24 protein-coding genes are annotated in these 25,692 nt (G+C 63.2%); 7 read left to right on the top strand and 17 right to left on the bottom strand.

Annotated features, from left to right (window positions below; translation table 11 throughout):
* Window positions 1–6 precede the first annotated feature (6 nt).
* Genes AC06E9_RS09425 through AC06E9_RS09400 form a run of 6 tightly spaced genes read left to right on the top strand, consistent with a single transcriptional unit; the run spans window position 7 to window position 6,399 of the window.
* Window positions 7–1,410 carry a mannose-1-phosphate guanylyltransferase/mannose-6-phosphate isomerase gene (locus AC06E9_RS09425; RefSeq protein ID WP_121042561.1) on the top strand — a complete coding sequence of 468 codons (1,404 nt, stop codon included), beginning with the start codon at window positions 7–9 and terminating at the stop codon, window positions 1,408–1,410.
* Window positions 1,411–2,160, top strand: coding sequence for an NAD-dependent epimerase/dehydratase family protein (locus AC06E9_RS09420; RefSeq protein ID WP_259462190.1), 750 nt, complete (start codon window positions 1,411–1,413; stop codon window positions 2,158–2,160).
* Window positions 2,099–3,100: a glycosyltransferase family 2 protein gene (locus AC06E9_RS09415; protein WP_478055962.1), complete on the top strand. Its 1,002-nt coding sequence runs from the start codon at window positions 2,099–2,101 to the stop codon at window positions 3,098–3,100. Before AC06E9_RS09420 ends, AC06E9_RS09415 begins: the two co-directional genes overlap by 62 nt.
* 23 nt (window positions 3,101–3,123) lie before the next feature.
* The gene (locus AC06E9_RS09410; RefSeq protein WP_183073798.1) at window positions 3,124–3,522 is read left to right on the top strand and encodes a GtrA family protein; all 399 of its coding nucleotides are present in this window, start codon (window positions 3,124–3,126) and stop codon (window positions 3,520–3,522) included.
* A gap of 49 nt (window positions 3,523–3,571) precedes the next feature.
* The gene (locus tag AC06E9_RS09405; protein WP_147433914.1) at window positions 3,572–5,758 is read left to right on the top strand and encodes a hypothetical protein; all 2,187 of its coding nucleotides are present in this window, start codon (window positions 3,572–3,574) and stop codon (window positions 5,756–5,758) included.
* Between the two features lie 53 nt (window positions 5,759–5,811).
* A complete protein-coding gene (locus tag AC06E9_RS09400) occupies window positions 5,812–6,399 on the top strand; it encodes a hypothetical protein (protein ID WP_121042551.1) in 588 nt (195 codons plus the stop codon).
* 80 nt (window positions 6,400–6,479) lie between these two features.
* On the opposite strand, the gene AC06E9_RS09395 is transcribed toward AC06E9_RS09400, so the two are convergent.
* From AC06E9_RS09395 to AC06E9_RS09320, 16 genes are all read right to left on the bottom strand, one after another.
* A complete protein-coding gene (locus AC06E9_RS09395; protein ID WP_478055961.1) occupies window positions 6,480–7,367 on the bottom strand; it encodes an NAD-dependent epimerase/dehydratase family protein in 888 nt (295 codons plus the stop codon).
* A 79-nt stretch (window positions 7,368–7,446) separates the two neighbouring features.
* The gene (gene gmd, locus AC06E9_RS09390; RefSeq protein WP_121042547.1) at window positions 7,447–8,481 is read right to left on the bottom strand and encodes a GDP-mannose 4,6-dehydratase; all 1,035 of its coding nucleotides are present in this window, start codon (window positions 8,479–8,481) and stop codon (window positions 7,447–7,449) included.
* A 53-nt stretch (window positions 8,482–8,534) separates the two neighbouring features.
* A complete protein-coding gene (locus AC06E9_RS09385) occupies window positions 8,535–9,830 on the bottom strand; it encodes a glycosyltransferase family 4 protein (protein WP_121042545.1) in 1,296 nt (431 codons plus the stop codon).
* On the bottom strand, window positions 9,827–10,864 hold the full coding sequence (locus AC06E9_RS09380) for a glycosyltransferase family 4 protein (RefSeq protein WP_282259177.1): 1,038 nt from the start codon (window positions 10,862–10,864) through the stop codon (window positions 9,827–9,829). The genes AC06E9_RS09385 and AC06E9_RS09380 overlap by 4 nt, the downstream gene beginning before the upstream one ends.
* The gene (locus tag AC06E9_RS09375) at window positions 10,861–11,901 is read right to left on the bottom strand and encodes a glycosyltransferase family 4 protein (RefSeq protein ID WP_121042541.1); all 1,041 of its coding nucleotides are present in this window, start codon (window positions 11,899–11,901) and stop codon (window positions 10,861–10,863) included. The genes AC06E9_RS09380 and AC06E9_RS09375 overlap by 4 nt, the downstream gene beginning before the upstream one ends.
* A 2-nt stretch (window positions 11,902–11,903) precedes the next feature.
* Complete coding sequence (locus AC06E9_RS09370; protein WP_282259180.1) at window positions 11,904–13,028, bottom strand: DegT/DnrJ/EryC1/StrS family aminotransferase; 1,125 nt, start codon at window positions 13,026–13,028, stop codon at window positions 11,904–11,906.
* A 4-nt stretch (window positions 13,029–13,032) separates the two neighbouring features.
* Entirely contained in the window at window positions 13,033–13,665 is a 633-nt protein-coding gene (locus tag AC06E9_RS09365) for an acetyltransferase (RefSeq protein ID WP_121042537.1), read from the bottom strand.
* A complete protein-coding gene (locus AC06E9_RS09360) occupies window positions 13,662–16,085 on the bottom strand; it encodes an FkbM family methyltransferase (protein WP_121042845.1) in 2,424 nt (807 codons plus the stop codon). The genes AC06E9_RS09365 and AC06E9_RS09360 overlap by 4 nt, the downstream gene beginning before the upstream one ends.
* Window positions 16,060–16,818 (bottom strand): ABC transporter ATP-binding protein, encoded by a 759-nt coding sequence (locus tag AC06E9_RS09355; protein WP_121042535.1) that lies wholly within the window; start codon window positions 16,816–16,818, stop codon window positions 16,060–16,062. The genes AC06E9_RS09360 and AC06E9_RS09355 overlap by 26 nt, the downstream gene beginning before the upstream one ends.
* A 2-nt stretch (window positions 16,819–16,820) precedes the next feature.
* Window positions 16,821–17,609, bottom strand: a complete 789-nt coding sequence (locus AC06E9_RS09350) for an ABC transporter permease (protein WP_121042533.1) — start codon at window positions 17,607–17,609, stop codon at window positions 16,821–16,823.
* Complete coding sequence (locus AC06E9_RS09345; RefSeq protein WP_282259190.1) at window positions 17,609–18,967, bottom strand: glycosyltransferase family 4 protein; 1,359 nt, start codon at window positions 18,965–18,967, stop codon at window positions 17,609–17,611. Before AC06E9_RS09345 ends, AC06E9_RS09350 begins: the two co-directional genes overlap by 1 nt.
* Before the next feature lie 52 nt (window positions 18,968–19,019).
* Window positions 19,020–20,222 carry a cystathionine gamma-synthase gene (locus AC06E9_RS09340; RefSeq protein ID WP_461770666.1) on the bottom strand — a complete coding sequence of 401 codons (1,203 nt, stop codon included), beginning with the start codon at window positions 20,220–20,222 and terminating at the stop codon, window positions 19,020–19,022.
* A 118-nt stretch (window positions 20,223–20,340) separates the two neighbouring features.
* Complete coding sequence (locus tag AC06E9_RS09335) at window positions 20,341–21,711, bottom strand: pyridoxal-phosphate dependent enzyme (protein WP_102788976.1); 1,371 nt, start codon at window positions 21,709–21,711, stop codon at window positions 20,341–20,343.
* A 152-nt stretch (window positions 21,712–21,863) separates the two neighbouring features.
* Window positions 21,864–22,082, bottom strand: coding sequence for an HP1242/YdcH family protein (locus AC06E9_RS09330; protein WP_121042527.1), 219 nt, complete (start codon window positions 22,080–22,082; stop codon window positions 21,864–21,866).
* A 364-nt stretch (window positions 22,083–22,446) separates the two neighbouring features.
* Window positions 22,447–23,328 (bottom strand): coiled-coil domain-containing protein, encoded by an 882-nt coding sequence (locus AC06E9_RS09325; protein WP_282259245.1) that lies wholly within the window; start codon window positions 23,326–23,328, stop codon window positions 22,447–22,449.
* A gap of 14 nt (window positions 23,329–23,342) precedes the next feature.
* Window positions 23,343–23,726 carry a DUF4398 domain-containing protein gene (locus AC06E9_RS09320; protein WP_183073797.1) on the bottom strand — a complete coding sequence of 128 codons (384 nt, stop codon included), beginning with the start codon at window positions 23,724–23,726 and terminating at the stop codon, window positions 23,343–23,345.
* A 98-nt stretch (window positions 23,727–23,824) separates the two neighbouring features.
* Between AC06E9_RS09320 and AC06E9_RS09315 the strand changes: the two genes are divergently transcribed.
* Entirely contained in the window at window positions 23,825–24,952 is a 1,128-nt protein-coding gene (locus AC06E9_RS09315) for a PilT/PilU family type 4a pilus ATPase (RefSeq protein WP_121042525.1), read from the top strand.
* A gap of 68 nt (window positions 24,953–25,020) precedes the next feature.
* Here the strand turns inward: AC06E9_RS09315 and maiA are convergent, their stop codons facing one another.
* Complete coding sequence (gene maiA / locus AC06E9_RS09310) at window positions 25,021–25,674, bottom strand: maleylacetoacetate isomerase (protein ID WP_282259203.1); 654 nt, start codon at window positions 25,672–25,674, stop codon at window positions 25,021–25,023.
* Window positions 25,675–25,692: the final 18 nt, after the last annotated feature.

Genomic DNA, 25,692 nt, shown 5'->3' with positions numbered 1-25,692 from the left:
ATTTTCATGTTGCCCATTCTCCCCGTCATCCTTTCCGGTGGTTCCGGCACCCGCCTGTGGCCGCTTTCGCGCGAGGCGTATCCGAAGCAGTTCCTGCCACTGGTGGGCGATGTCACGATGCTGCAGGCCACCTGGAACCGCGTGGCCGCCATCGCGGGCAAAGCCCCGATCGTGGTGGCCAACCAGGAACACCGTTTCATGGCCGCCGAACAGCTGCGCGAATGCAACGTGACCCCGCAGGCGCTGATCCTGGAGCCGATCGGCCGCAATACCGCACCGGCCATCGCCATCGCCGCGCTGCAGGCGCTGGCGACGGGTGAGGATGCACTGCTGCTGGTGCTGCCGTCCGACCACGTCGTGCGCGATGATGCGGCGTTCCATGCCGCGGTCGGGCAGGCCGCTATCGCGGCCGACGCCGGCAAGCTGGTCACCTTCGGTATCGTGCCGACGGCGCCGGAGACCGGCTACGGTTACATCAAGGCGCAGGCAGGCGTAGGCGTGCGCGCGGTTGATCGGTTCGTGGAAAAGCCCGATCTGGCCACCGCACAACAGTATGTCGCCTCCGGCGAATACTACTGGAACAGCGGCATGTTCCTGTTCAAGGCCTCGCGCTACCTGGAGGAGCTGGAGGCGCTGCAGCCGGCGATCCTGTCCGCCTGCCGAACCGCGCTGGACAAGGCCTCGCGCGATACTGATTTCATCCGCTTGGATGCCGATGCGTTCGCCGCCAGCCCCAATGACTCGATCGACTACGCGGTGATGGAAAAGACAGCCGATGCCGCTGTGGTTCCGCTGGATGCCGGCTGGAACGACGTGGGCTCATGGTCCGCGCTTTGGGAAGTCTCGGACAAGGACGCTGACGGCAACGCCTGCCATGGCGATGTGATCGCGCTCGACTGCCGTAACAGCTATGCCTATGGCACCCGCCTCATCGCAATGGTTGGGTTGCAGGACGTAGTGGTAGTTGAAACGGATGACGCGGTGTTCGTGGGCCACAAGGACCGCGTCCAGGACGTCAAGGAAATCGTTGGCCAGATCAAGCGTGATGGCCGCAGCGAAGCGGCCGCCCACCGCAAGGTATACCGCCCGTGGGGTGCCTACGACTCGATCGACAATGGCGCCCGTTTCCAGGTCAAGCGAATCACGGTCAAGCCCGGCGCGACGCTCAGCCTGCAGATGCACCACCACCGCGCCGAGCACTGGATCGTGGTCAGCGGCACCGCCGAGGTCACCCGCGGCGACGACGTGATCCTGCTCACCGAGAACCAGAGCACTTACATTCCGCTAGGCGTGACCCATCGCCTCAAGAATCCGGGCAAGCTGCCGCTGGAACTGATCGAAGTGCAGTCGGGCAGTTATCTTGGCGAGGACGACATCGTGCGTTTTGAAGACCAGTATGGGCGCAGCTGAGTGACTGGCCCCGTGCCGACAGTCAGGCAGGCTGACAACCAACTCGCACACGTTGCGATCATTGGGCGTGGCCTGCTTGCGCGCGCCTTCAATGCCGCCGAGCTTCAGCAGCTCGACACGACTGTGTTTGCATCCGGTGTTTCCAATTCACAGGAATCGGATCCGGCGCAGTACCAGCGCGAGGCCGACCTGCTGGCCGACGCGCTGCGGGCCTGCCCGGGGCGGTTCGTGTACTTCAGTACCTGCAGCGTCACCGATGATGACCGCGCGGGGACGCCCTACGCGGTGCACAAGCGGAAAATGGAGGCGTTGATCCAGGCGCGCGGCAACCACCTGATCCTGCGCCTGCCCCAGGTTGTCGGCAACACCGACAATCCGCACACCCTGGTCAACCACCTGGTTTCGCACATCCGCGCCGGTGATCCGCTGCAGCTGTGGTCCCACGCAGTACGCTGTTTGGTGGATGTCGACCACGTCGCCGCGATCACGATGCACCTGCTCAGGGGCGGGCTGGAGCGGGACCGTAAGCTCGACCTTGCGCCTCCGGAAAGCCTAACCTTGCAGCAACTGTTGCCGCTGGTGGAAGAAACGCTCGGTCAGCAGGCCGTATACACCCTGATAGATCGCGGCGGCGGCGCCACGCCGGATTCAGCGACCTTCTGCATCTACGCCGGGCCTGCGGGGATCGATGCCTCCCCGGGCTATACCCGCCGCCTGCTGCGCAAGTATTACGGAGCTGGACATGATTGATGTTTCGGTGGTGATTCCGGTCTACGGAAGCGCCCCTATCCTACCCCGCCTGGCCGAGCGCCTGGAACAGGCGTTGGACGCGCTGGGTCGCAGCTACGAAGTGGTGCTTGTCTACGATTGCAGCCCGGACGATTCCTGGAACGTCATCGCCGGGCTGTGCGCCAGCCGCCCGTGGCTGAAGGGCGTCCGCCTGCGCAAGAACGCAGGGCAGCACAACGCGATCATGGCGGGCCTTGGCGTCTGTGCGGGTCGCTACATCGTGACCATGGACGATGACCTGCAGCATTCGCCCAACGACATCGCCCGCATCGTCGAGGTGCTCGATGGCGGTGCCGATGTCTGCTACGTGCAGTTCAAGCGGCGCCGGCATGCGCTGTGGAAGCGCATGGGAAGCCGATTCAACGACCAAGTGGCCTTCTGGCTGCTGCGCAAACCCAAGGGCCTGTACCTATCCCCGTTCCGCGGTTTCGTCCGCGACATACGCGACGAAATGCTGCGTTACGAAGGCCCGTTTGTGTATCTTGATGGACTGATCGTGCAGAGCACGTCAAACATCGCCACGCTGCAGGCCGACCACCACGATCGCGACGACGGCAAATCAGGCTACAGCCTGTCCAAGTCGATTTCATTGTGGATGCAGATGGCGACCAGCTTCTCCATCAAGCCGCTGCGCGTGGCGTCGCTGATGGGCGTCGCAGCTTCAGGGCTTGGCTTCCTTGCCGCAGCCGGGCTCGTGGTCCAGAAGCTCATCTGGCCGCAGACTGCGGTCGGCTGGACGTCACTGATTGTCGCGGTGCTGATCATGGGCGGGATCCAGCTGCTGGCGCTCGGCGTGGTCGGTGAATACGTGGGCCGGGTGCTGCTCAATGTGAGCAACCGGCCGCAGTACGTGCGGGGCACGGTGTTGAACGGCACGGCCGATGCTGAGTCGGCCCGATGATGCAGGCCGACCGTGCGCTAGTCATGAAATTCCTGCGCTTCTGCGTGGTCGGGGGCATCAGCACTGTTGCTTTCAGCGTACTGACCTGGCTGGCGGTGAGCAGGCTCGGCATGGATCCCACCTGGGCCACCGTGGCGTGCTACCTACTGCTCGTTCCGCCGAACTTCTTCGCCCATCGCAGCTTCACCTTCGTTTCCAGCGGCCACATCAGCCGCGAAGGCATGCGTTTCATCTGCCTGCATGCGTTCAATCTCACGCTGTCCACGGTCGGCATGAAGCTGATAGCCGACGTGTTCGGCCTGGATTATCGTTGGGGCATCGCGTTCTCGGCGGTCATCGTTCCTGTGGTCGTCTTCATCGTGATGAACTATTGGGTTTTCCGGCCCCAGCGCGACGACCATGCCGTACCGCCCTCGCATTGAGCCTGCCCACTGCGCGCAGGCTGCATCACACAACCACAGGATGTATTCCATGATTTCTCCGACCGACCGTAGAGACACGATGAGGGCGGCGGGCTATTTCGCCCTCGCCTCCACCATACTTGTCTGCCTGCTATGGCTGCCCTTTGGCTTTGGCATGGTCGGCAACATCGAGGAGTGGGACATCCTTAGCCTGCTTACTCGCCATGGCGTGTTTTTCTTCGCCGGTGAAAACAGCCCGTTGGCCAGCCACCGGCTGCGACCATTGACCGCAGCACCCAACGCGGTTGCGTACCTCCTCTCGCCCGATTCCTTCGTCGGCATGCATCTGCTGCAGATGGCATCGCTGATCGTCAAGGGCACCGCTGCCGGCCTGATGGGTTATTGGCTGCTCAGGTCGCGCCTGTACGCGGTGATGCTGGCCCTGTTGGTGATCGTGCTTCCCGCAGACACCATGCAGCTTTCGTTCCGCTCGTTCCACATCAACTGTGCCGTTGCGCTTGGCATGGCGGGCGTGGCCGGACTGCTGTACGCCTATGAACGTCGGGAGGCTCTGGGCCGTGGCGGGCTGGTCCTGTCGCTGCTGTCCGCAGTCGGCCTGGGCGTTGCCATCCAGATCTACGAGGTAGCGCTAATCTTCGTGCCCTTCCCGTTCCTGATGCTGTGGGCACGCCATGGCGTTCGTGGCACCCTGCGCATCGCCTTCAAGCAGCTGCCAGTGACGCTTTGCTGGGGCTTGGCAGTCGCCGTCTGCCTCGGCTACATCTACACCGTCCTGGCGCACGGGTCGACCTACCAGAGCAGTGTCGTCGGTGGCCAAAGCACGAGCATGCAGATGGTCCAGGAACGGCTCTGGGTCCTGACGTTCACCGGGATGGGCCGGGCGCTGGTCGGTGGCTGGGTCGATGCGGTGATGATCCTGATCGAGGAGTTCAGGAACTACATCTACGTGGTCGTGACCGGGGCGATCATCGCCGCGCTCCTTGCCTATGCCGCTCGTCGTGGCCCGCCTGCCACGACCACGCCGGAACCGGCCGTGGCTATGCGTGGGTTGAGTGCGCGCGTGGTCCTGATCGGCCTGGTGATGGCGGCCTTCGGCTATCTGCCGTTTCTCTCCTCGCCCGCCCACATGGCCATTTCGCAGCGCACCTTCCTGTTTGCGACCTTTGGCGCTGGTCTAGCCACGGTTGGCCTGCTTGCGCTTTTGTTTGGCAACAGGCGTCCACGCGTCAGCCTCGCTGCGGGAACGGCGCTGGTAACGCTCGGCCTGGCGGCGCAGATGTTCCAGTTCCAGCACTACCAGAAACTCTCCGATACGGAACGTCAGGTACTGGCCAACGTCGTCACCACCGTACCTGCGATCGGTCCGGAAACCAATGTCGTGATCCTTGATGGCAGCGAACGGATCAGCAGCGTCTGGATGCTCCGCGACAACATGTTCCATGCGCTGACCTATCTTTACGGGGCGCCCGTCAATCTGGTGTACACCTGTACGGTGCCAGGCGATTACTGGCAGCGCCTGGATGCCTTCGGTCGTCCAGGCAGCTGTGCCCGATCGACCGATGGCTGGCTGTTCACCGATGGACCGACCGTCGCAGCGCCCGGACAGGGAACCCGTCAGCCGCAGGTCAGCATTAACGTCGCCGACCCCAACGCTGTCGTGGTCCGGGTCGACAAGGATGGCAATGTCGTGCCGGTTCCAGCACAGCTGGCCCGCCTGAAGCGGGGTGAGGACACCCTGTCGCGCCGCTATGCTAACGTTGTGGCTGACAGGCCGTGGCCGCTGGCATTCCATCAGTTCCGCAGCCAGGAAGGGTCTGATTCGTTCCGGTGGGACTTCGGCAGATGGTGGAGCCTGGAAGCGGCCGTGCACGGCCGAGGCTGGCAGGACAGCCAATGGACCAATGATGGGAGGTTCAAGAAGGTCTCCACGGCGTGGGCTAATATGCCCGAGGCGTCGCTGGTGTTTAACATGCAACCTCGCAAGGCGCCCTATGTCGTCAAGGGGCGCGTCCAGGCCATTGCGGGCAACACCGATCGCAACTCCCTGACGATCTCGATCAACGGCAGCCAAGAGCACCCCTTGGTGTGGATTACCGACAACGAGTTCTATACTTATATCCCCGCTGGTGAGCTGGTGAATGGGCGGAACGAGGCCGTCTTCCACGTACCGGTGGACATGAATTTCTACGGCGTCGGGGTCGCCATGGATTGGGTCCGATTCTCCCCGCGCCATTAAGCCCAGCACGCCGGACACAGATCCGACCTCATCCCTCAAAAAAAGGAACCCGCATGACCCGCAGTATCGCTTCGCTCAAGTTGGCCCTCGTCGTCGCCGTTGCTGCGGCCACCCTTGCCGGCTGCTCGTCGAACAACGAAGAAACACCGATTGGCGCCAGCCCGAAGCCGGCCGCCCCGAGCAATGACAAGGTCAACACCCCGCTCAAGCCAGAGCAGGTCAGTGCGTCGGCAAGCGTGCTGGAAGGCCCGTACTATGACGCTGCGTCTGACCAGCTGATTGTGAAGATCGCCGTCAAGAACACGGGCAGTGTGGTGTACCCGGTGACCGGCATAAACGCTGTCACCCTGGGCGTGGTTCAGAAGGTGCCGGGCCAGGGCGGCCAGCCGGATACGCGAGCGAGCGATACCCGCGCTGCCTTCAAGGAAGATATCAAGCCGGGCGCCACCGGGGAAGCAGATGTCAGCCTTCCCGCTGATTTTGCCGTTGCCCACAAGGTCGAGTTCGAGCCGCTTCAGGAGAACGTCGTATGGTTCGGCTACGACCTGAAGCAGCCGACGGCGGTAATCGGTCCGTTTGCACGCTGCGCCGATGGCAAGGGCCTGTGCGACGGTCAGGGCAACCCCGTTCCCGCCAAGTAAGCCCGTATTCCCGGCATGCAATTGAAAACGCCCGGGTCGACTGACCCGGGCGTTCTTGTTTCCGACCTTGGCCTGCAGGCTCACCGGGCCTGCAGCATCCACTCGATTGTTTCGCGCAGAGGCCGGAACGCGTAACCGCCGGTCAATTGCAGTAGATGCTCGTTTGAACCTGCCAGCCGGTTCACCTCATTATCGCGAACGAACTCTGTATCGCTGTGGATCTCGAAGCGGATACCAGACAGTTCTTCGATCAGTGCGATGACCGCACGCAGGCTGACGGAACGACCACTGCAGATGTTCACTGCCTCACCGCCCTGCTTCTGTTCGATCAGAAGACCGTAGCAGTGGACGAGGTCGCGAACGTCGGTGAAGTCGCGCTCTACGTCCAGGTTTCCCAGCCGCAGAACCCGCTCCCCGCGCAGCGCGTGGTCAACGACCTTGGCGACGAAGAAAGACAGTGCCTGGCCGATGCCGATGTAATTGAACGGGCGCGCGATCACGATCGGTAACCGGTCCGTGTACAACCTGCATACGTACTCGGCTGCCACCTTGCTGACGGCATAATCGTTGAAGGGCGCCATCGGCGACTGCTCCGAAAGCAGCGTATGGGACGACGGCCCGTACACGAGCGCGCTGCTCGCCACCAGAACACCTGACGGCGGGCGCTGAAGTTGCGCGGCCGCATCGAGCAGGTTGCGGGTTCCTACCACGTTCGACTGGTAAATCGCAGAAACGTCGCGGTGCGCGACATTTGAGATCCCGGCCAGATGCACGATCACGTCGGGCTTGACCCGTTCCACTACCTGGGCGACGTCTTCGGCATCGAGAAGGTCCACTGCGGATACAGTTGCAGTCGACTCGCCGGAACGCCGCAGACCATGAACGCGGTAGCCAAGCTGCTCGAGTTCCCGGGCCATGTACGGCCCGGTGAACCCTTCGATTCCGGTGACCAGAGCAATCGGTGTCATCGGTATGGTTCTCTTGTTGTAGTGCAGGTGCCGCCCGCACGCCAGGCTGCCCTGGGGTAGCCCACATACAGGCCCTGCATCAGAACGATGCGCCGGCTTCGTTGCGACGCAGGTCGGCCTTTACCATCATTTCGCAAAGCTCTTCCAGTGTCGTGCTCGGCTCCCAGCCCAGCTCACGCTTGGCTTTCTCAGGATTGCCAATCAACAGATCCACTTCCGCCGGGCGGTGGAACTTCGGGTTGATCTTGACCAGAACCCTGCCCGATTGGGTGCAGGTACCGGTTTCATCCAGACCTTCACCAGCCCATGCGATTGTGATGTCAGCTGCCTTGAAGGCCATCGTGACGAAGTCACGCACCGTTTCGGTCCGGTTGGTTGCCAGCACGTAAGTGTCCGGCTTGTCGGCCTGCAGCATGCGCCACATGCCCTCGACGTACTCCTTGGCAAAGCCCCAGTCGCGCTTGGCATCCAGGTTGCCCAATTCGATCACGTCCAGCTTGCCCAGCTTGATCTTGGCTACCGAGTCGGTGATCTTGCGGGTCACGAACTCACGCCCACGCAGTGGCGATTCGTGGTTGAACAGGATGCCGCTGGACGCGAACATGTCGTAGGACTCACGGTAGTTGACCGTCATCCAGTGCGCGTAGAGCTTGGCCACGCCATAGGGGCTGCGCGGATAGAACGACGTGTCTTCGGTCTGCGGCACCTGCTGCACCAGGCCGAACATCTCGGAGGTCGAGGCCTGGTAGAAGCGGATTTTCGGGTTGACCGCACGGATGGCCTCGAGCAGGTTCAGCGCGCCCAGCGCGGTGATCTGCGCGGTCAGCACCGGCTGGTCAAAGGAGACGCCAACGAAGCTCTGGGCAGCGAGGTTATACACCTCAGTTGCCTGACTATCCTGCAGCAGGCGGATCGACGAACCCAGGTCCTGCAGGTCGTGCTCAACCAGGTGGAGGTTAGGGTGCTTTTCAATGCCCAGCTCTTCGATACGCCAGAAGTTTACGGAGCTGGTGCGGCGGTAGGTGCCGTAGACCTTGTAGCCCTTCTCCAAGAGCAACTGCGCTAGGTAAGCGCCATCTTGGCCGGAGATACCGGTGATTACTGCTGATTTCATGGCTTTTCGTTCCTCGAAAAAATGCGGTGGCGGGCATGCTGTCCTGTAGGGGTTCACAGGGAAAACATGCGCTCCAGGGTGTTGGTGACGTTGGCAGCAGCCTTGCTGTTGCCGGGCAGGCCCATTCTACCCAGCTCCCGGCCCAGTTCCTGCGCATTGAACAGGTAGGGCTCGGCTGCGATGAACCCGGGAATGACCTGCTCTAGGCCGTCTACGTAATTGGATGCGGAAAACTCACGGGCCGCCCAGGCCGCAGCGGCCAAACCTATCCTGCGGGCATGCTCGCGCTCGCGGTCAACGAACTGGAGGTGGCCAAGCAGTGCGCCTTCCGGCTCGTGAGTGCCCACCTTGAGAACGTATTCATCAGGCAATTCAGCGTAAAACCCAGCGTCGCTGACAATCACCGGTGCGCCGGATTGCATGCCCTCGATAGCGGACGCGGATGCGCCCTCAAGGGCTGGGTCGCGAAGGCAGCAGATAACATCCGCCTCCGCCATGCCTTCGTGCAGGCGTTCATTGCTCACCCTCCCTTCAAAGGTAAGGCCGGTGAACCCGACTTCACTACAGACCTGCTCAAGCCGTCGGCGTTCGCCATCGTCGACCGGGCCCAGCACACGATAGTCGGTGCGCGCGGCCAGCGCAGGATCACGCGCCAACGCGCGAATGACCCGGTCGATACGCTTGTTCGGATTGACCATGCCAAAGGTGCGAACCGCCAGCGGGCCGCCAGCAGGCGTTACAGCCCGGCTATCAAGGTCAAATGCCTCGACCGGGTATGCCAACGACAGTTTGTGCACCGGACCAGCACACGAGTTCCGCACCCGCTCGCCATAGAACTCGGAGTGGATGATGCAGCCGAGCGTGTCGCTGGTGATCCATTCGGTCAGTGGAAAGTGCTGGGTGGCGCGCTCAAGGAGGTTTTCCCACGTCGCAGTTGCGCACAACTCCCCGGCCTTCTCGCCGTACATCCCGGTGATCAGGCGCGCAGCGTGATGCGAACGATGATTGGCGAGCAGCCAACCCCAGAAGAAATTGAGCACGCACCAGTCGTGTAGTACCGCAACATAAGGTCGCTTCTGCGCAAGTTCGAACAGGCCACCGTGATAGGCAAAGTGATCGCCAACATTGGCAATCACCAGGTCCGCCTCGTGCAGCCAATGGTGTTCTTCCTCCGATCCGTGCACGAGCACGCACGCATTCTCACGCGGGGGAAGCTCCGCATCGGCACCGACTTCGGTGCGGTAGATCGCAACATGGTGGCCTCGACCACGCAACTCGGTAACCACCGCCTGGCTGTAGCGTGCGATGGCCGAGTGCTCGGAGTATGGGGTGGCCCAGATGATCTTCATCGGGCAAGCGCCTCCACGGTCGTCGTCCAGTTGATGTTCTTGCCTGTCCAGTGCGCATGCGCAGCATTGCCCAGCTCGACAGTGCGCGCGCGGTTGGCGAACAGCTCAGAAAGCGCCGCAGCAAGCTGGTCGGTATCATCGTCGCAGACCCACCCATGCACGCCATCATGGATGAGTTCGGTGAGGTCGCCTGAATCGTTGACGGTGAGCACCGCCTTGCGGGCTTGGCAGGCCTCCATCGTGACGTAGCCATAGGAATCCTCCGCGAACGGAAGATAGGCGCAGGCCAGCGCATTGTTCGCGTAGTCGGCAATCTTCTGTCGGGGCAGGAAGCCGATGTCCAAGGTGACCCGATCGCCCAGCCGATGCTTCTCAACCAAGGCCCGCAGACGATCAGCGTCCCCCGGTGTATCGGCCGGACCGGCGATCACCAGCCGCCCCGTGCCGGGCAGCCGCGCCATGGCTTCAATCAAGCGGTGCTGGCGCTTGCCCGAGTTGATTCGTCCACCCGCAAAGACATAGTCGCCGTATGGTCCACCGGGATACATCGTCTCGTCGTTCAAGGGCGCGCGAAGTACCGTAGATTGCAGCCGGTTGTAGTGCAACAGCCGTTCCTGCACGGTGCGCCCAACCACGAAGATGTCCTTGACCGGCTCGAAAGCCGCGTTGTCGGCCTCGATGATGGCTGCACGGATCTGGCGCCCTTCCGGCGTGTCCGCGATGTTGCTTTGCCCCGCATCCCACAGGTCATAGGCCTGCCGATACTGGTGCGCCAGCCACAGCACTTTCTCCGGGAATGGAATCATGTATGCGGGAAACTTCATCGCAATAACACGGTCCACGTTGTTTATCTGCATGTTCCGGCACATCACCATCTCTTCGACGATGCGCTCGGCCGGCTCCCACGTGAACGGGACGCGCAACAATTCGGACTCATGGCCGGCCTTGCGCAGGTTGAGGACCAGTTGGTCCGCCAGTTCCTCCGCACCGCCACGCATGCCCGGAACCATATTGTTAACAACCAGAATCTTCATGACAGCAAGCGCTCCACCACATGGCTCCAGTCGATTTTCAGCTCGCTGACGCGGGAATGGGCCTCTTCTCCCATCGCCCGGGTTTTCTGGCGATCCGTCCACAACTGATCGATCGCCTCGGCCAAGGCCCGCGGATCCGGCTCTGCCACCAGGCCATTGCGTCCGTGCTGGACGAATTCGAGGACGCCGCCGGAGTCTGTGGTCGTCAGCAGAGGCTTGTGCGAGTGGGCCGCCTCGAGAGAGGGATAGCCGTACGAATCTTCGTCCTCGGGCAGGTACGCGGCGGCAAGCGCAGTCGACAGCCAGCCCGCCTTTTCATCCTCGGTGATCCAACGCTCAACGAACGTAACCTTGCTCTCCAGCCCATTCTCGGCAATGTACTGGCGCATAGTCTCGCCGTACGCTGGATTGCTGCCCGTTCCGCAGATTCGCAGCCGAACCGGCGTACGCACATGGGAAAAAGCCTCCAGGAGCAGGTGCTGGCGCTTGTGACCTTCGGTTCGACAGATGTAAACGATCTCGTCGCCTTGGCCGGCGTCGCTGAAACGGCGGGTGTCGTGCAGCGGCGGGTACAACACCTCCGGCTCCAGCCCGTTGTAGCGCTTGACACGGTCAGCAACGACCTGCGAGTTGGAGAACAGGCGATGCGCTTCGGACAGGCCCACGGTGTCAGCGCGAACGATTGCGTCGCGCAGGGCGCGATGGCGTGCGTCGTCCGGGAACCCGCGGTGTGGGGTTTCCCAAAGGTCGTAGAAGCGCCGGAAATGATGAATGAACCAGATCACCTTTTTGGGGTGCTGGATCAGGTGGGACGGTGGTCGCGTGGTGATGATGCGATCCACCGACTGACTCAGGTCCATCATCCGGTACGCGCTCATCTGGCGAAGCAGCGTCTCCGGACGCTCTTCGCTCATGGGCAGGTAGATCAGCTCCACTGTGTGCCCGTGCTCGCGCAGACGCTGCTCCAGCCATTCGACGATGAAACGCGCGCCGCCGTTGACGAAGGGTACGAACGATGAACAGATCGCGATACGCAACGTCAGCGACCTGCTTGGCGGATGGCCGATACCAGCGAGGCGACAATCCTTTCGATGTCCCCGGCGTCCAGCTGGGCATGAGTGGGCAGGTTCACGCCGCGCGCAGCCTGGTCATTGGCCACTGCGAATTCGGCGCCGTCCTGAAGGTAGGGAGGAAGCACGTGCATCGGGTAAAACACCGGTCGGGTTTCAACGCCATCTGCATCCATGAGGCGCATGACCTCATCGCGCTGGGCGTCGGACAGTCCCGTGAGCAGCACGGTATACATCCAGTACACGTGGTGGGCGTAACTGGCCACCACGGGGCGTTCGATGATGTTTGTGTGCGCGGCAAAGGCCTGGTCGTACCAGCCTGCGATCTTCTGGCGCGTTTCCAGCGCTTCTTCGATCCGCTCCATCTGCGCCAGCCCGATCGCCGCGGCGACGTTGGTCATCCGGTAGTTGTAACCCACCACCGGGAACCAGTAACGACGCTTGGGATCCATGCCCTGCCCACGATACAGGCGTAGGCGCGCGGCCAGATCGTCGTCATCGGTGGTTACCATCCCTCCTTCGCCGGTGGTGACAATCTTATTGCCGAAGAAGCTGAAGGTTGCGCAGTCGCCGATACCACCGACACGCTTGCCGTTGTACTCGGCGCCATGCGCCTCCGCAGCGTCTTCGATCACTTTGAGGTTGTGTCGGCGCGCGATCTCCATCACCGGGCCCATGTCCGTCGGGTGGCCATACAGGTGAACCACGATGATGGCCTTGGTGCGGGGCGTGATCTTAGCTTCGAGCTTAGCCGGGTCAATGTTCATCGTGCCCGGTTCGGAATCCACCAGCACCGGCTTCGCATTGCAGTAGGCGACAGCATTGGCGGTGGCGATATAGGTAAGGGTCGGGATCAGAACCTCGTCACCTTCGCCAATGCCCAGCGCCACCAAAGCCAGGTGAATTGCCGTGGTGCCATTGTTGATGGCTACAGCGTGGCGGACGCCGCAGAAGTCAGCGAAACTCTTCTCGAACCTTCCAATGAACTCGCCGGCCGATGAGATCCAGGTCGAATCGAGACATTCGTTCACATATTTTTTCTCGTTTCCGTTCAGACTAGGAACGGCAACGGGGATCCGCTTTGTCGACAACATTGGATCAATCCTTTTTCGAAATTTGTCGGGCCGGTACTCCCACCCACGTGCTTGGCGAGCCAATGTCCCGGACAACCACAGCGCCGGCGCCAACGATGGCACCTTCTGCAATGGTGATCCCTGGGATCGCGCGTGAACCGACCCCCATGAACACTGCGTCACCGACCGTCACGGTGCCAGCCAGCGCACTACCGGGGGCAATATGGGCGAATGCGCCAATCTGGCAATCATGATCGATTGACGCATTTGTATTGATTATAGCGAAATCGCCGATACGCGCATCCGCATTGATCACGGTCCCTTCCATGATGGCGCAGCCTTTTCCCAGCGACGCCGACGGGGAGATGACCGCGGTTTTCCCAATGGCGTTGACGATTTCAAAGCCCATCGCCTCCACTGTTGCAGCCACCTTGCGGCGCAGCCGGTTATCTCCTAGCGCGACGAAGGCAGCCGCAACTCCATCGGCGGCCAGCACGGGCAGTACGGCTGCCTCGGCACCGAGTACGGGCACCCCATTGACAACCTGGCCTTCCCGCCCGGCATCAAGGCAGGCAACCACCTCGTGCCCTCCCGCGCGCAGAAGATCGATAATGACCTTGGCATGCCCGCCGGCGCCCACCACGGCGACCCTGGTCATGTGCCCGCCCGACCGGGAATTCCGGGCCATGCCACATCGCTGCCATCACGACAGAGCAGAATGTTGGAACTTACTCGCCCCGCGAGTTCTCCGAACGCGGAGAGGCGCTGGCAGTGCCCATTCAGGTCGTCGATGAGATACAGCTCGAACCCATGCTCGGCACGCATCTGCTCCCAATGGTCGGGCGCCGTCCCCACGCGTGCGAGATGGGATTCCGCATATTCTGCAATGATGCCAACGTGTGGATTCTGCTCGATCAAACGGGTCATGCCGGCAATGACGTCCAGCTCGGCCCCTTCGACATCGATTTTGACCAACTTCACCGTACCTGCGGGCACCAATCCATCAAGGGTCCGGATGTCCACCCGTACCTCTTCGACGGTTTCCTCATCCAGGGGATACAGGGAGCTGTGCCCTGCCACAGATGCAATGTGGAATGCGTGACCAACCTCATCGCGGGCACCTGCTGCGAAGGGGAACACCGTGACCCGATCCTCCACTCCGCTCAGGCGCAGCGACGTACGCAGATGCTGGACAGTACGCGGCATCGCCTCCACCGCTACCACCCGTCCTTCCCTCCCGACGCGACGCGCCGCAACCACGGTGTGCAGGCCGATATTGGCGCCGACGTCCACGAAGAAATCGCCGGGGGCGAGCACTGCCTCCAGGAAGAGGCGAAGGCCCCGCTCCACGTCCCCGAACTCCGCCAGGCACATCGCCAAGAGGTCATCGTGCTCGTCGCATGAGAAGTACCCGAAGCCGGTCGCGATGAGCCAGCCATGCTGGGCACGCAGCACCCGCCTATTGCCTGTGGCATGGCTCGAAACCATCGCGGGCAAAGCTTCCAGCCCGCGACGCTGGGCATCGAGTTTTTCATGCGCAGCCACCAGAACGTCTACCGCTTGTGCCGTCTGCAACCCGATTGCATCCAGTTTTTCGTGGGCGGCAATGAACATCGCCGGCAGGCTGGCTGCCTCCGGGTCAGCTGCGCCACCGTGTGCAATCAGGTTGCTTAGCTGATCGGCCTGTTCCTGCAGACTCTCGCCAAGCCCCGTCTGGGCCACGGCGATTGAACGCACCAGGTCGTCCAGCCTGGCCAGTGCCGCAGCATCGTCATTCGAACGACCCTTGCTTATGGAGACATCAACCACTTTCTGCATCGAGTCGTGCAACGCCGCATGGGATTCACGCCAACGGTGGTCGACGGCATTCATGAGATCCAGAAGGTCAGCCTGGCGGGCAGTCAGCTCTCCCACACCCATCCCGAACCGCCGTTCGTGATCGGTGCGCAGCTGCGCCATACGCTCGTCCAACGTGCGCATGCGGGCATCCACGGCGTCGAAAGCTTCCACCAGGGCCTGCTGGGTCTGCTGTTTCTTGCGCAGTGTTTCGACGAACTGGTCGTAATTGCGCGCCAAGTCCGACGTACTGCTGGCAAGCGCGCCTAGCCCCTGGGCATGGTCCCCACGCGCGGTATCGATCGACATCAGGCGCGCGTGGTTCTGCTGCAGCTGCTGCATGATGGCATCGCCGCCTGACATGACGCGCTCATGTTCGGCCCGCTTGGCCGCCGCGTCGAGTTCAATCTCACTGACCCGTTGGGCCAGTTCGCGGGTCTGCCGCGCGGAATCCAGGCGAATCAGGTCCAACTGCTGCTGCATTCCCTGCAGTGAACGCGTGACGCGACGCATCCAGCGCGCGATTCGAACCAGCGGATTCCTGTCGATCAGAACCTTTCGCCATAGGGGACCACGGCTGGCCAGCGCATGGATCACCTCACCCGGCGAGCGGGGCGGCGACAGCTCTTCGACTGCTGCAGCGCTGGGAACGTCAACACCCGACGGGTTGACCACCGGCGCAGCATCCTCCTCCTCGTCCGACTCAGCACCCGCGGAAAGGCCGATGTCCACGATCCGAATGGACCTGAGCTTAAGCCCCAGCAATCGATGATCATCCCCCATGTTCAGTGCGTTGGGGGACATCGGATTGGCGATCTGAAACTCAATGGAAACGCCCGGTGACCGACCGACTTTGCCAAGTTGGCAATCGGCTTCGATCTGCATCCATCCGGCCCCGCTGCCAAGCACCTGGTTCGGCGGCCCGCCATTGACGCTGATCGCCACCAGCGCGCGATGACCGGGCACCTGGAAGAGCATGGCGCCTATCACAACGCGGTAGCGCCGATTGACCTTGGCAGCACGCATGCGGACGTCCACCCTGGCTACTGCCGCGGTTGACCATACGCCGTCTTCCTCCGGAACCGCGAAGCCGCGCATGGTCAATGCCTCCGTTCCCGAGTAGCGAGCATTGGAGATCTCGACCTCCTGCCCGGGCGCAAGGAAACCGTCGGTGGCGCGCGACTGCACCGCCTTGTCCGCCGCGGATCTGACCGCGTTACCCAGCCTGAGATTCAATGCCATAACCTTCCGTTGTCAGCTGTGAGACCGGGATTTCGCGAAGCGTGCCGTGGTTGAGCACGAATACGCGGTTGCAATATTCGGCGATTGTGTCCATCGAATGCGAGGCCAGGCAGAAGATCTGGGAGGACTTGATGAAGTTGTGCATGCGCGCCGAAGCACGCTCCTTGAACGCTTCATCGCCAACATCGAAAACCTCGTCAACGAGCAGGATATCGGGTGTGGTGCAGGTCGCCACGGCAAACATCAGGCGCATGGCCATGCCGGCCGAATAGGTGCGCACCGCCAGCTGGAGGAAATCGCCCAAGTCGGTGAACTCCTCGATTTCCGGAATGCGCGCGTTGATTTCCTTCAGGGTGAGCCCGAGCATCAAGCCCATCCGGCGGATGTTTTCATACCCGGACAGTTCCGGGTCCATGCCGGCACCGACTTCGAGCATGGTGGCGACCCGGCCAACGCGCTCGATACGGCCTTCCAGCGGGGTGTAGATGCCGGCCATGGTTCGCAACAAAGTGCTCTTGCCTGCGCCGTTGTGGCCGACGATACCAATCGCATCGCCCTGCTTGAGGGAGAAGGACACATTGTCCAGTGCGGTGACCTGGGTAATCTGACCACTGCCGGCCTGCAGGCGGCCACCGGTGGCGATGCCCATCATCTTCCGGCGCAGCGACAGGCTGTGCGAGTTGTAGATGGGATAGCGGAGGGTAACGTTCTCGAAATTGAGCTTGGCGGTCATCATCAGATCCAGAAAGGCAGGCGCAGCTTGGCTTTGTGCAGGAACCAGAACGCCACGATCCAGCCGACGACAGCGCCGACGACCAACACCACGTACGTGGTCAGGGACGGTACGTGACCCAGCATCGGGGCGCGCAGCACTTCGATCAGGTAAGTAAAGGGATTGAACTCAAGGATCATCGAGGAGAACGGAAGGTTCTCCAAGCGGTACATGACCGGACTGATCAGGAACAGCATCGGCATGATCGATGCCACGCCGTACTCGAGGTCGCGGTAACGAGCGCCCATCACGCCGAACGCGAACGAGAGCCAGAGCATGTTGGCCATGACCAGCAGCAGGCCGGGAATGAACAGCAGCGTGTTCCAGTTCACCTCGATCTTCATGAACACTGCCACGATCACGAAGACGATCAGGCTGTGCGCGAAGTTGACCACATAGCGAATCACGATGCTCATCGGATGGACCGACAAGGGCATGACCACGTTACGGATGATCGACGCCTGCCGGACGAACAGCCCGCAGCTTTCGATCAGTACCCCTGCCAGCATCTGCCAGATGATCAGGCCGGCGGTAAGGGTAGGAATGAATTTTTCCCGGTCAATGTTGAGCAGCTGGCTCCACAGCAGGCCCAGACCGACCACGCCGACGGCGGTGGCCAGCGACTGCCAGAACGGCCCTAGCACACTGCGCCGGTAGCGCGCCTGGATGTCCCCCTTGGCAATATGGAATGAAACTTTGGCCCCCTGGATACCTTCACGAAGGTCCTTGAAGGTGGCGGAATAGCTGTGCATCAGTTTGATCCTTCCTGGCGGGAGGGGGGAACGGTGGACGGGGTGGAGATCAGTCCGCGCTGCTGGTGGATCTGTTCGATCCGGGCGATAAGCGCGCGCGCTGCGCGTTCGGGCGACAGCGTCTGCAATACCGACTCACGGGCGCGTTCGCCCATGGCCAGAGCAAGCTGGGGCTCGTCGGCCAGCCGGCGCATCCAGCGCGCCGCGTCGACCACGTCCGCCGCTGCCCAGCGCTGGCCTTCATGGTGCGCATATTCGCCTTCCATGACCGGTACCAACGTGTAGTCGACCAGAGCGCTGTTCTTGGCATCCATGAACTCCATGTTGCCGGACCAGCCAGTGCCGATGACCGGCTTGCCCTGGGCCATGCACTCGGCCAGGCCGAGGCCAAATCCTTCCGCATGGTGCAGCGATACATAGACGTCGGCGCAGCGCTGCAGCGCCTGCACGTCAGCGCGGTCAAGCACCTGGTCGCGCACCACGATGCGCGGATCGCCCGACGTCGCGTCCAGCAACAGCTGCAGGCGCTCGGGGCGACGATAACCGTTGCTGGTTTTGATCAGCAGCTGCACGCCCTTGCGCTCGGCCGGGAACGCCTGCTGGAAGGCCTGGATCGCAGCGAACGGGTTCTTCCGGTGTACGTAGGAGTTGAAGTCGAACGAAGTCAGGAACACGAAGTCGCCCGACGCAATGCCGAAGTCCTCGCGCTGCAGGCCACTGTCGCCGACATCACTGAGAGGCAGCGGAACGCACAGGATGGGCTTGTCGGTAACCCGCGCGAAGGCCTCGCCGACGTAGCGCGATGCAACTAGGACTTCGTCGACCTGCTGCAGCGCCGGCAGCCAGGTCGAGGGGATGTTCTCAAGTTCCCAGAACCAGCACGCAATGATGTAGCCACCCTCCAGGCGGGCCTTGCCAATCTGATCAAGTGCAGCGTCCAGGAAATCAGGATTGATGAAGACCAGATGCACCCGATGTGGCGCCGCGTCGCTGATGTATGCGTCGAGACTGCGATCATTCCAACCGTGCGGCAAGTTGATGTCCACGTCCACCAGCGCGGCGGGATAACGTGCCCCCAGCAGCGCGCGGGAGTACAGACGCGCGCACTCGGCCAGGCCGAATTGACCGCGCAGGTAGGCGAACACGTTGACACCGTGTCCCGCCCAGGCGGGGTCGGCCTGCCCGAAGAAGTGCACCGGCGCATCGGGAACCGCGTGCCGGCGCTGTTCCCAGCGGTCTTCATTCTCAAAGCGACAGTACACCGGCTCCGGGGGCGCCATCAGCCGCCCGGTCACCCGGTTGCGCAGCGCGGCCGGCACGAGCCGGTATATCGCCCTCAACCAGGCCTGGCTGACCACCCACTGCACCAGGCGATGGCGCAGCGGAACCATGACAGTGGGATCGGCCATCTCAGCCGACGCCGCCCGATCCGGCCGACAGAGCCGTCTCCAGATCCACCTGCAGATCACCCAGGTCTTCCACGCCCACGCTCAGCCGCACCAGCGCATCACTGATGCCCAGCTTTTCCCGACGTTCCACCGGAATCGACGCATGCGTCATCACCGCCGGATGATTCACCAGGCTTTCCACGCCACCCAGCGACTCGGCCAAGGTGAACAGTTCGGTCTTCTCGCAGAAGCGCTTGGCCGCCTCGTAACCGCCCTTGAGGACGATCGAGACGATGCCGCCGTAGCCGTTCATCTGGCGGGTCGCCAGCTCGTGCTGCGGGTGCGAAGTCAGGCCGGGATAGATGACCTTCTCCACGGCCGGGTGCTTTTCCAGCCACTGGGCCAGGGCCAGCGCGTTGGCGCAGTGCGCCTTCATGCGCAGCGGCAGGGTCTTCAGGCCGCGCAGCGCCAGGAAGCTGTCGAACGGGCCCTGCACGGCGCCGATGGAGTTCTGCAGGAAGGCCATCTGCTCGGCCAGTTCGGCGTTGTCGCCGACCACGACCATGCCACCGACCATGTCCGAGTGCCCGTTGAGGTACTTGGTGGCCGAGTGCAGGACCAGGTCCGCGCCCTGCTCCAGCGGGCGCTGCAGCATCGGCGAGGCGAAGGTGTTGTCCACCACCACCAGCAGGTTGTGGCGCTTGGCGATCGCAGCGACTGCGGCGATGTCCACGATCTTCAGCATCGGGTTGGTCGGCGTCTCGATCCAGACCATCTTCGTCTGCGGGGTGATCGAGGCCTCCAACGCGGCCAGGTCGGTCAGGTCGACGAAGCTGAACTGCAGGCCGGCGGTGCGCTTACGCACGCGCTCGAACAGGCGGAAGGTCCCGCCGTAGATATCGTCCATCGCCACCACGTGGCTGCCGGCATCCAGCAGCTCCATCACGGTGGAGCTGGCGGCCATGCCCGAGGCGAACGCGTAACCGCGGCTGCCGCCTTCCAGGGAGGCCACGCAACGTTCGTAGGCGAAGCGGGTGGGATTGTGGGTACGCGAGTACTCGAAGCCCTGATGCTCACCGGGGCTGGACTGGGCATAGGTGGAGGTCGCATAGATCGGCGGCATCACCGCGCCGGTGCTCGGATCCGGCGACTGGCCGCCATGGATCGCCAGCGTGGCCAGGGCGAGCGAGCGGTCGCCGTGCCCGGAAGAAGCGTGATCGGACATGTTGTTTCCCAGCAATAGAAGCCCCCATGGGGGCTCCGCAAAAGGAGCGGAAGTCTATCAGCGGCGGCTTAATCGGCCGTTGACGCGGATAAACAGGAATTCATTGCGACGCAGACGCTTACTGTACCCGCCGGCGCAGGTAGTTCAGCAGATCGATGCGGGTGATCAGGCCGAGGAAATTGGCGCCGTCCATGACGATGGCGACCTGGCCGCGGTCGAACACCGGCAGCAGGGCCTCGATCGGGGATTTCACGTCCAGGCGATCCAGCTTGCTGACCATCGCGGTGGCAACCGGGTCGCGGAAGCGGGCTTCGTCGCCGTACACATGCAGCAGCACGTCGCTTTCATCGACGATGCCGACCAGCTGGTCGCCGTCCATCACCGGCAGCTGCGACACGTCATACAGCTTCATGCGCTGGTAGGCGGTGGTGAGTAGATCATTAGGACCGATCACGACGGTGTCGCGCTGCCCGTACGGGCGCAGGATCAGGTCGCGCAGGTCGCCCGACTGCGGGCGCTCCAGGAAGCCGTTGTCCAGCATCCAGTAGTCGTTGTACATCTTGGACAGGTACTTGTTGCCGGTATCGCAGACCAGCACCAGCACCTTCTTCGGGGTGGTCTGCTCTTTGCAGTACTTCAGCGCCGCGGCCAGCAGGGTGCCGGTCGAGGAACCGCCGAGGATGCCTTCCTTGCCCAGCAGCTCGCGTGCGGTATGGAAGCTCTCGGCATCGCTGATCGCGTAGGCCTTGGTGACGCGGCTGAAATCGGCGATCGAGGGCAGGAAGTCCTCGCCGATGCCTTCCACCAGCCAGCTGCCCGACTTGTCGTTGAGCACGCCGTCATTGATGTATTCGGCCAGGATCGAGCCGACCGGGTCGGCCAGGACCAGTTCGGTCTTCGGCGAGAGGGTGGAGAAGGCGCGCGACAGGCCGGTCATGGTGCCGGAGCTGCCACAGCCGAACACGATCGCGTCCAGGTCGCCGTCCATCTGCGCCAGGATTTCCGGGCCGGTGCCGAATTCATGGGCGGCCGGGTTGTCCGGGTTGCCGAACTGGTTGATGAAGTACGCGCCAGGGGTTTCCTCGGCCACGCGCTTGGCCATGTCCTGGTAGTACTCCGGGTGGCCCTTGGCCACGTCCGAACGGGTCAGCCGCACTTCGGCGCCCATCGCCTTGAGATTGAAGATCTTCTCGCGGCTCATCTTGTCCGGCACGACCAGGATCAGCTTGTAGCCCTTCTGCTGGGCGACCAGCGCCAGGCCCAGGCCAGTGTTGCCGGCGGTGCCCTCGACCAGGGTCGCGCCCGGCTTGAGGTCGCCACGCTGCTCGGCGGCTTCAATCATCGACAGGCCGATGCGGTCCTTGATCGATCCTCCGGGATTGGCACTCTCGAGCTTCAGGTAAAGCTCGCAGACACCGGTATCCAGGCGCTGGGCCTTGACGATCGGGGTCTGGCCAATGAGTTCGAGTACGGAGGAGTGGATTGCCATCGGTTCACATCGATTCGCGCCGCAAGGCGGCCGGACCGGTGATTATCCGACGGTTGGCGGCGAAAGTCAGGTTGCCGCGTTCATAAGCGGCGCGGACGGCACCGGTCGACGAGGAGACCGGAACCGCCCGCGACGTAGGGCGGTAAGGGGGGTCAGTGCACGGGGGAGGCGTACATCCGTTCCAGTCTCTGCTTGGCCAGCAGCTTTTCACGCTTCATCTGTCCCAGGGTGAGGCTGTCTATCGGAAGCACACCCAGCTCGGCATCCATGCACTTCTTGTTCAACTTCTGGTGCCGTTCGTAGAGCGCCTTGAATTCCGGATCCTGCTTGCGCCGTGCGTCGATATCGCTCTGGGGCTGACCTTCAAACATGATGAACCTCCTATCGCTTCTGCAGAAACAAGAACGCCCCGGCCTGACGGCACGGGGCGCTGCTTGGGGCGGAGTGACGGGCAACCCTGACCTGCGAACCCGCAGCGGCGTCCAGTACTGACTGGACCTGCGACTGCTGTGATTCGTGGCGCTGGTGCATTGCCGGCCCTCCTATCGTCCGGGCCGCGGAAGGCGACCCGGACAACTGACCCTACGCTTGCTTCGGGGCCGGTTCAACCCTTTCAAACGATATCGTCGACCCCGCCTAAGCAGGGTTCAGGCTGAACGCGCAGAACAACGAAAATTAAACAAAAACAACCAGTTGCGTCATGACCCCCGATCATGACGCAGCACCGGCCCGGCATCAGGGCGCGATGATGACCTCCGCCGAGCGGGCCTTGGTCGCGGCGGCCTTCTTGCCGCTGACCTGCAGCCGGCTGGCACTGACACCGGCAGCCACGAGCGCATCGCGCAGCGCCTCGGCGCGCTGCTGCCCGACACCGGCCGCAGCGTCGTACGCCTCGATCCGGACCCGGCCCTTCTTGCCGATGTTCAGGTACTCGGCCAAGGCCTTGGCCTGGCCCTTGGCGCCGCCGGACAGGCTGCCCTTGCCGGCTGCGAAGGCGTCGCCATTGAAGGTGAATACTTCGCCACGGCTGTCGAATTTGGAGCCCGGCAGCTTGCTGCCTGCCACCAGCTCGGCTTCTTCGCGGGCCAGCTTGGCCGCGTTCTGCTGGGCCGCGCTCAGGCGGGCGGTCTGCTTGCCGGCCACGCTGGTCAGCGCGGTTTCGGCGTCCTGGCGGGCCAGGGCTTCCTGTTCGGCCGCCTGGCGCAGGCGTTCGCTTTCCTCGGCCTGGATCTGGGCCTGCACGCGCAGGCGCTCGGCTTCCTGGCGGGCCCGCTGGGCGTCGCGGCGGCTGGCTTCGATCAGCAGCTCGCTGCGGGTGCGTTCAAGCTGATCGACCTCACGCTGGGCCAGGGCGGCGCGGACGCTGGTTTCGGCGATCTCGACCCGGCGCTCGGCCAGGTAGCGGGCCTGGTCCAGATCCCGGCGCTTGGCCTTGGCCAGATCGGCCACGGCCTGCTGGGCCTGCAGGCGCTCGAAGGCGGCCAGCTGGGCCGCATCCGGATTGGCCTGGATCGCCATCAGGCGCTGGGTCAGCTGGGCCACGGCCGGGTCATCGGCGGCCTGGACCAGCACCGGCAGGCTCAGGCTGGCGGCCAGCAGCAGGCAGGGCAGGCGCATCTTGGTGGACATCATCAGCGGTCTTCCCCGGTGGCGAGCTGGCGCTGCAGCTGGCTGACTTCATTGCGGCGCAGCTGCAGCTGGGCGGTGGCGGTGGCTTCTTCGCTGCGGGCGCGGGCCAGGTCGGCATCGACGGTGGCGCGAACGGCCAGCATCGGCGCGTTCTTGCGCTCCCGGCGGTCGCCAGCGGCACGCTGGGCCTGCTCGAGCCCTTGGCGGGCCACGGCGATCAGGTCCGGGGCGTACTGGTCGGCATCGGCCTGGGTGGCCTTGTCGACCGCCTGCCGGGCCTGCATCAGTTCCAGGGCGCCATCCTGCGCTTGTGCGGCACCAGAGAGCGCGAATGCGCACACCGTCACATACAGGGCCCGTCGTATTTGTGCGAAGCTAGGTTTCATTGGGGGTGCCGTCGCCAGAAGTTGTGTGCACGGCCATTGTCGGAAGCCTGCGGTGCGCTTGCAATGGCAAGCCGCTGATTGTTGGGGAAACATTTCGCATGGATATCGGCTATTTCCTGAAGCTGATGACCGAAAAGAACGCGTCGGACATGTTCTTGACGACCGGAGCACCGGTATACATCAAGATCGAGGGGAAACTCTATCCGCTGGGCAATACCGGGCTGCCGCCCGGGATGGTCAAGAAGATCGCCTACTCGTTGATGGATGAAGGCCAGGCCCCGCAGTTCGAGCGCGAGCTCGAGCTCAACATGGCCATTGCCCTGCCCGATGCCGGGCGCTTCCGCGTCAACGTGTTCAAGCAGCGCGGCGAGGTCGGCATGGTGATCCGTGCGATCCGCAGCAAGATCCCCAGCATCGAAGAGCTCAACCTGCCGCAGGTGCTCAAGGACGTCATCATGACCCCGCGCGGGCTGGTGCTGGTGGTCGGCTCGACCGGCTCGGGCAAGTCCACCTCGCTGGCCTCGATGATCGACCACCGCAACAGCACAACGACCGGGCACATCCTCACCATCGAGGACCCGATCGAGTACCTGCACAAGCACAAGATGTCGATCGTGAACCAGCGCGAGGTCGGGCTGGACACACATACCTTCCACCACGCGCTGAAGAACGCGATGCGTGAAGCGCCCGATGTCATCCTGATCGGCGAAATCCTGGATGCGGAAACCATGGAAGCGGCGATCGCCTTCGCCGAAACCGGGCACCTGTGCCTGGCCACCCTGCACTCCAACAACGCCGACCAGACCATCGAGCGCATCCTCAACTTCTTCCCTGAGAGCGCGCACCGCAACGTGCTGATGAACCTCTCGCTGAACCTGCGCGCGGTGGTCTCCCAGCGCCTGGTCAAGGGCAAGGACGGGCGCCGCCTGCCGGCCACCGAGGTGCTGATCAACACCCCGATGATCCGCGACCTGCTGCGCCGCGGCCAGGTGCACGAGATCAAGGCGGCGATGGAAGCCTCGCTGGAAGAAGGCATGGAGAGCTTCGACCAGTGCCTGTTCCGGATGGCCAAGAACGGCATCATCGAGCAGGAGGAAGCGCTGCGCGCGGCCGACTCGCGCGATGGCCTGGCGCTGAAGTTCCGGCTGTCCGAGGGCGGCAACGAGCACGATCCGTACGCGGATTACTCAGCCAGCTCGGCACCGGCGATCACGCACGGGTTCTGACGGTGTAGGCCCCACCGTTGGTGGGGGCAATTGACACGGCGCATCGAGCAACGGTCGATGCCTGCCCCTCACCCTGCGTCGATCTGGTTCTCCGGCCGCGCCGCGTCGAATGCCGGCAACGCCAGGCACGCCACCTCGATCCGCTGCAGGGTCGGGTACGGCGCCAGCGCCAGGCCGAACCGGTGCGCGTTGTACAGCTGCGGCACCAGGCAGGCATCGGCCAGCCCGGGCTGCTCGCCATGGCAGAACGTCCCCGTCGCGGCATGGCCGGCCAGCAGCGTTTCCATCGCCGCCAGCCCCTCCGCCATCCAGTGCAGCGTCCATTGCGTGCGCGCCTCGGCGCTGGCCTGCAAGGTGCGCTCCAGGAACTGCATCACCCGCAGGTTGTTCAGCGGGTGGATGTCACAGGCCACCAGCTGGGCCAGCGCACGCACGCGCGCCCTGCCCTCGGCATCGCCGGGCAGCAACGGCGTGGCCGGAAACACCTCGTCCAGGTAGTCCAGGATCGCCATCGACTGCTGCAGCACCCGCTCGCCATGGCGCAGCGTCGGCACCAGTTCCTGCGGGTTGAGCGCGGCATAGGCCGCGCTGTGCTGCTCCCCGCCCTCGCGGACCAGGTGCACCGGGGTGATCCGGTGCGGCAGGCCCTTGAGGTTCAGCCCGATGCGCACGCGGTAGGCCGCGCTGGACCGCCAGTAACTGAAGAGTTCGATCGGTTCCATGACGGTCTCCGCCCCCGC

The organism is Stenotrophomonas sp. Steno-Z10-BAI (genome assembly GCF_056393115.1).
Note: the sequence above shows the minus strand (reverse complement) of the source record. Positions and strands in the feature narration are given on the sequence as shown.

Excerpts from the sequence above, each read along its gene's own strand:
- AC06E9_RS09335 (WP_102788976.1), bottom strand. The coding sequence starts at position 21,711 with ATGGCAATCCACTCCTCCGTACTCGAACTCATTGGCCAGACCCCGATC.
- AC06E9_RS09370 (WP_282259180.1), bottom strand. The coding sequence starts at position 13,028 with ATGTTGTCGACAAAGCGGATCCCCGTTGCCGTTCCTAGTCTGAACGGA.
- AC06E9_RS09385 (WP_121042545.1), bottom strand. The coding sequence starts at position 9,830 with ATGAAGATCATCTGGGCCACCCCATACTCCGAGCACTCGGCCATCGCA.
- gmd (WP_121042547.1), bottom strand. The coding sequence starts at position 8,481 with ATGAAATCAGCAGTAATCACCGGTATCTCCGGCCAAGATGGCGCTTAC.
- maiA (WP_282259203.1), bottom strand. The coding sequence starts at position 25,674 with ATGGAACCGATCGAACTCTTCAGTTACTGGCGGTCCAGCGCGGCCTAC.
- AC06E9_RS09425 (WP_121042561.1), top strand. The coding sequence starts at position 7 with ATGTTGCCCATTCTCCCCGTCATCCTTTCCGGTGGTTCCGGCACCCGC.
- AC06E9_RS09380 (WP_282259177.1), bottom strand. The coding sequence starts at position 10,864 with ATGAAGATTCTGGTTGTTAACAATATGGTTCCGGGCATGCGTGGCGGT.
- AC06E9_RS09350 (WP_121042533.1), bottom strand. The coding sequence starts at position 17,609 with ATGCACAGCTATTCCGCCACCTTCAAGGACCTTCGTGAAGGTATCCAG.
- AC06E9_RS09340 (WP_461770666.1), bottom strand. The coding sequence starts at position 20,222 with ATGTCCGATCACGCTTCTTCCGGGCACGGCGACCGCTCGCTCGCCCTG.
- AC06E9_RS09360 (WP_121042845.1), bottom strand. The coding sequence starts at position 16,085 with ATGGCATTGAATCTCAGGCTGGGTAACGCGGTCAGATCCGCGGCGGAC.
- AC06E9_RS09395 (WP_478055961.1), bottom strand. The coding sequence starts at position 7,367 with ATGACACCGATTGCTCTGGTCACCGGAATCGAAGGGTTCACCGGGCCG.
- AC06E9_RS09355 (WP_121042535.1), bottom strand. The coding sequence starts at position 16,818 with ATGACCGCCAAGCTCAATTTCGAGAACGTTACCCTCCGCTATCCCATC.
- AC06E9_RS09405 (WP_147433914.1), top strand. The coding sequence starts at position 3,572 with ATGATTTCTCCGACCGACCGTAGAGACACGATGAGGGCGGCGGGCTAT.
- AC06E9_RS09330 (WP_121042527.1), bottom strand. The coding sequence starts at position 22,082 with ATGTTTGAAGGTCAGCCCCAGAGCGATATCGACGCACGGCGCAAGCAG.
- AC06E9_RS09400 (WP_121042551.1), top strand. The coding sequence starts at position 5,812 with ATGACCCGCAGTATCGCTTCGCTCAAGTTGGCCCTCGTCGTCGCCGTT.
- AC06E9_RS09410 (WP_183073798.1), top strand. The coding sequence starts at position 3,124 with ATGAAATTCCTGCGCTTCTGCGTGGTCGGGGGCATCAGCACTGTTGCT.
- AC06E9_RS09315 (WP_121042525.1), top strand. The coding sequence starts at position 23,825 with ATGGATATCGGCTATTTCCTGAAGCTGATGACCGAAAAGAACGCGTCG.
- AC06E9_RS09415 (WP_478055962.1), top strand. The coding sequence starts at position 2,099 with ATGCCTCCCCGGGCTATACCCGCCGCCTGCTGCGCAAGTATTACGGAG.
- AC06E9_RS09320 (WP_183073797.1), bottom strand. The coding sequence starts at position 23,726 with ATGAAACCTAGCTTCGCACAAATACGACGGGCCCTGTATGTGACGGTG.
- AC06E9_RS09365 (WP_121042537.1), bottom strand. The coding sequence starts at position 13,665 with ATGACCAGGGTCGCCGTGGTGGGCGCCGGCGGGCATGCCAAGGTCATT.
- AC06E9_RS09325 (WP_282259245.1), bottom strand. The coding sequence starts at position 23,328 with ATGCGCCTGCCCTGCCTGCTGCTGGCCGCCAGCCTGAGCCTGCCGGTG.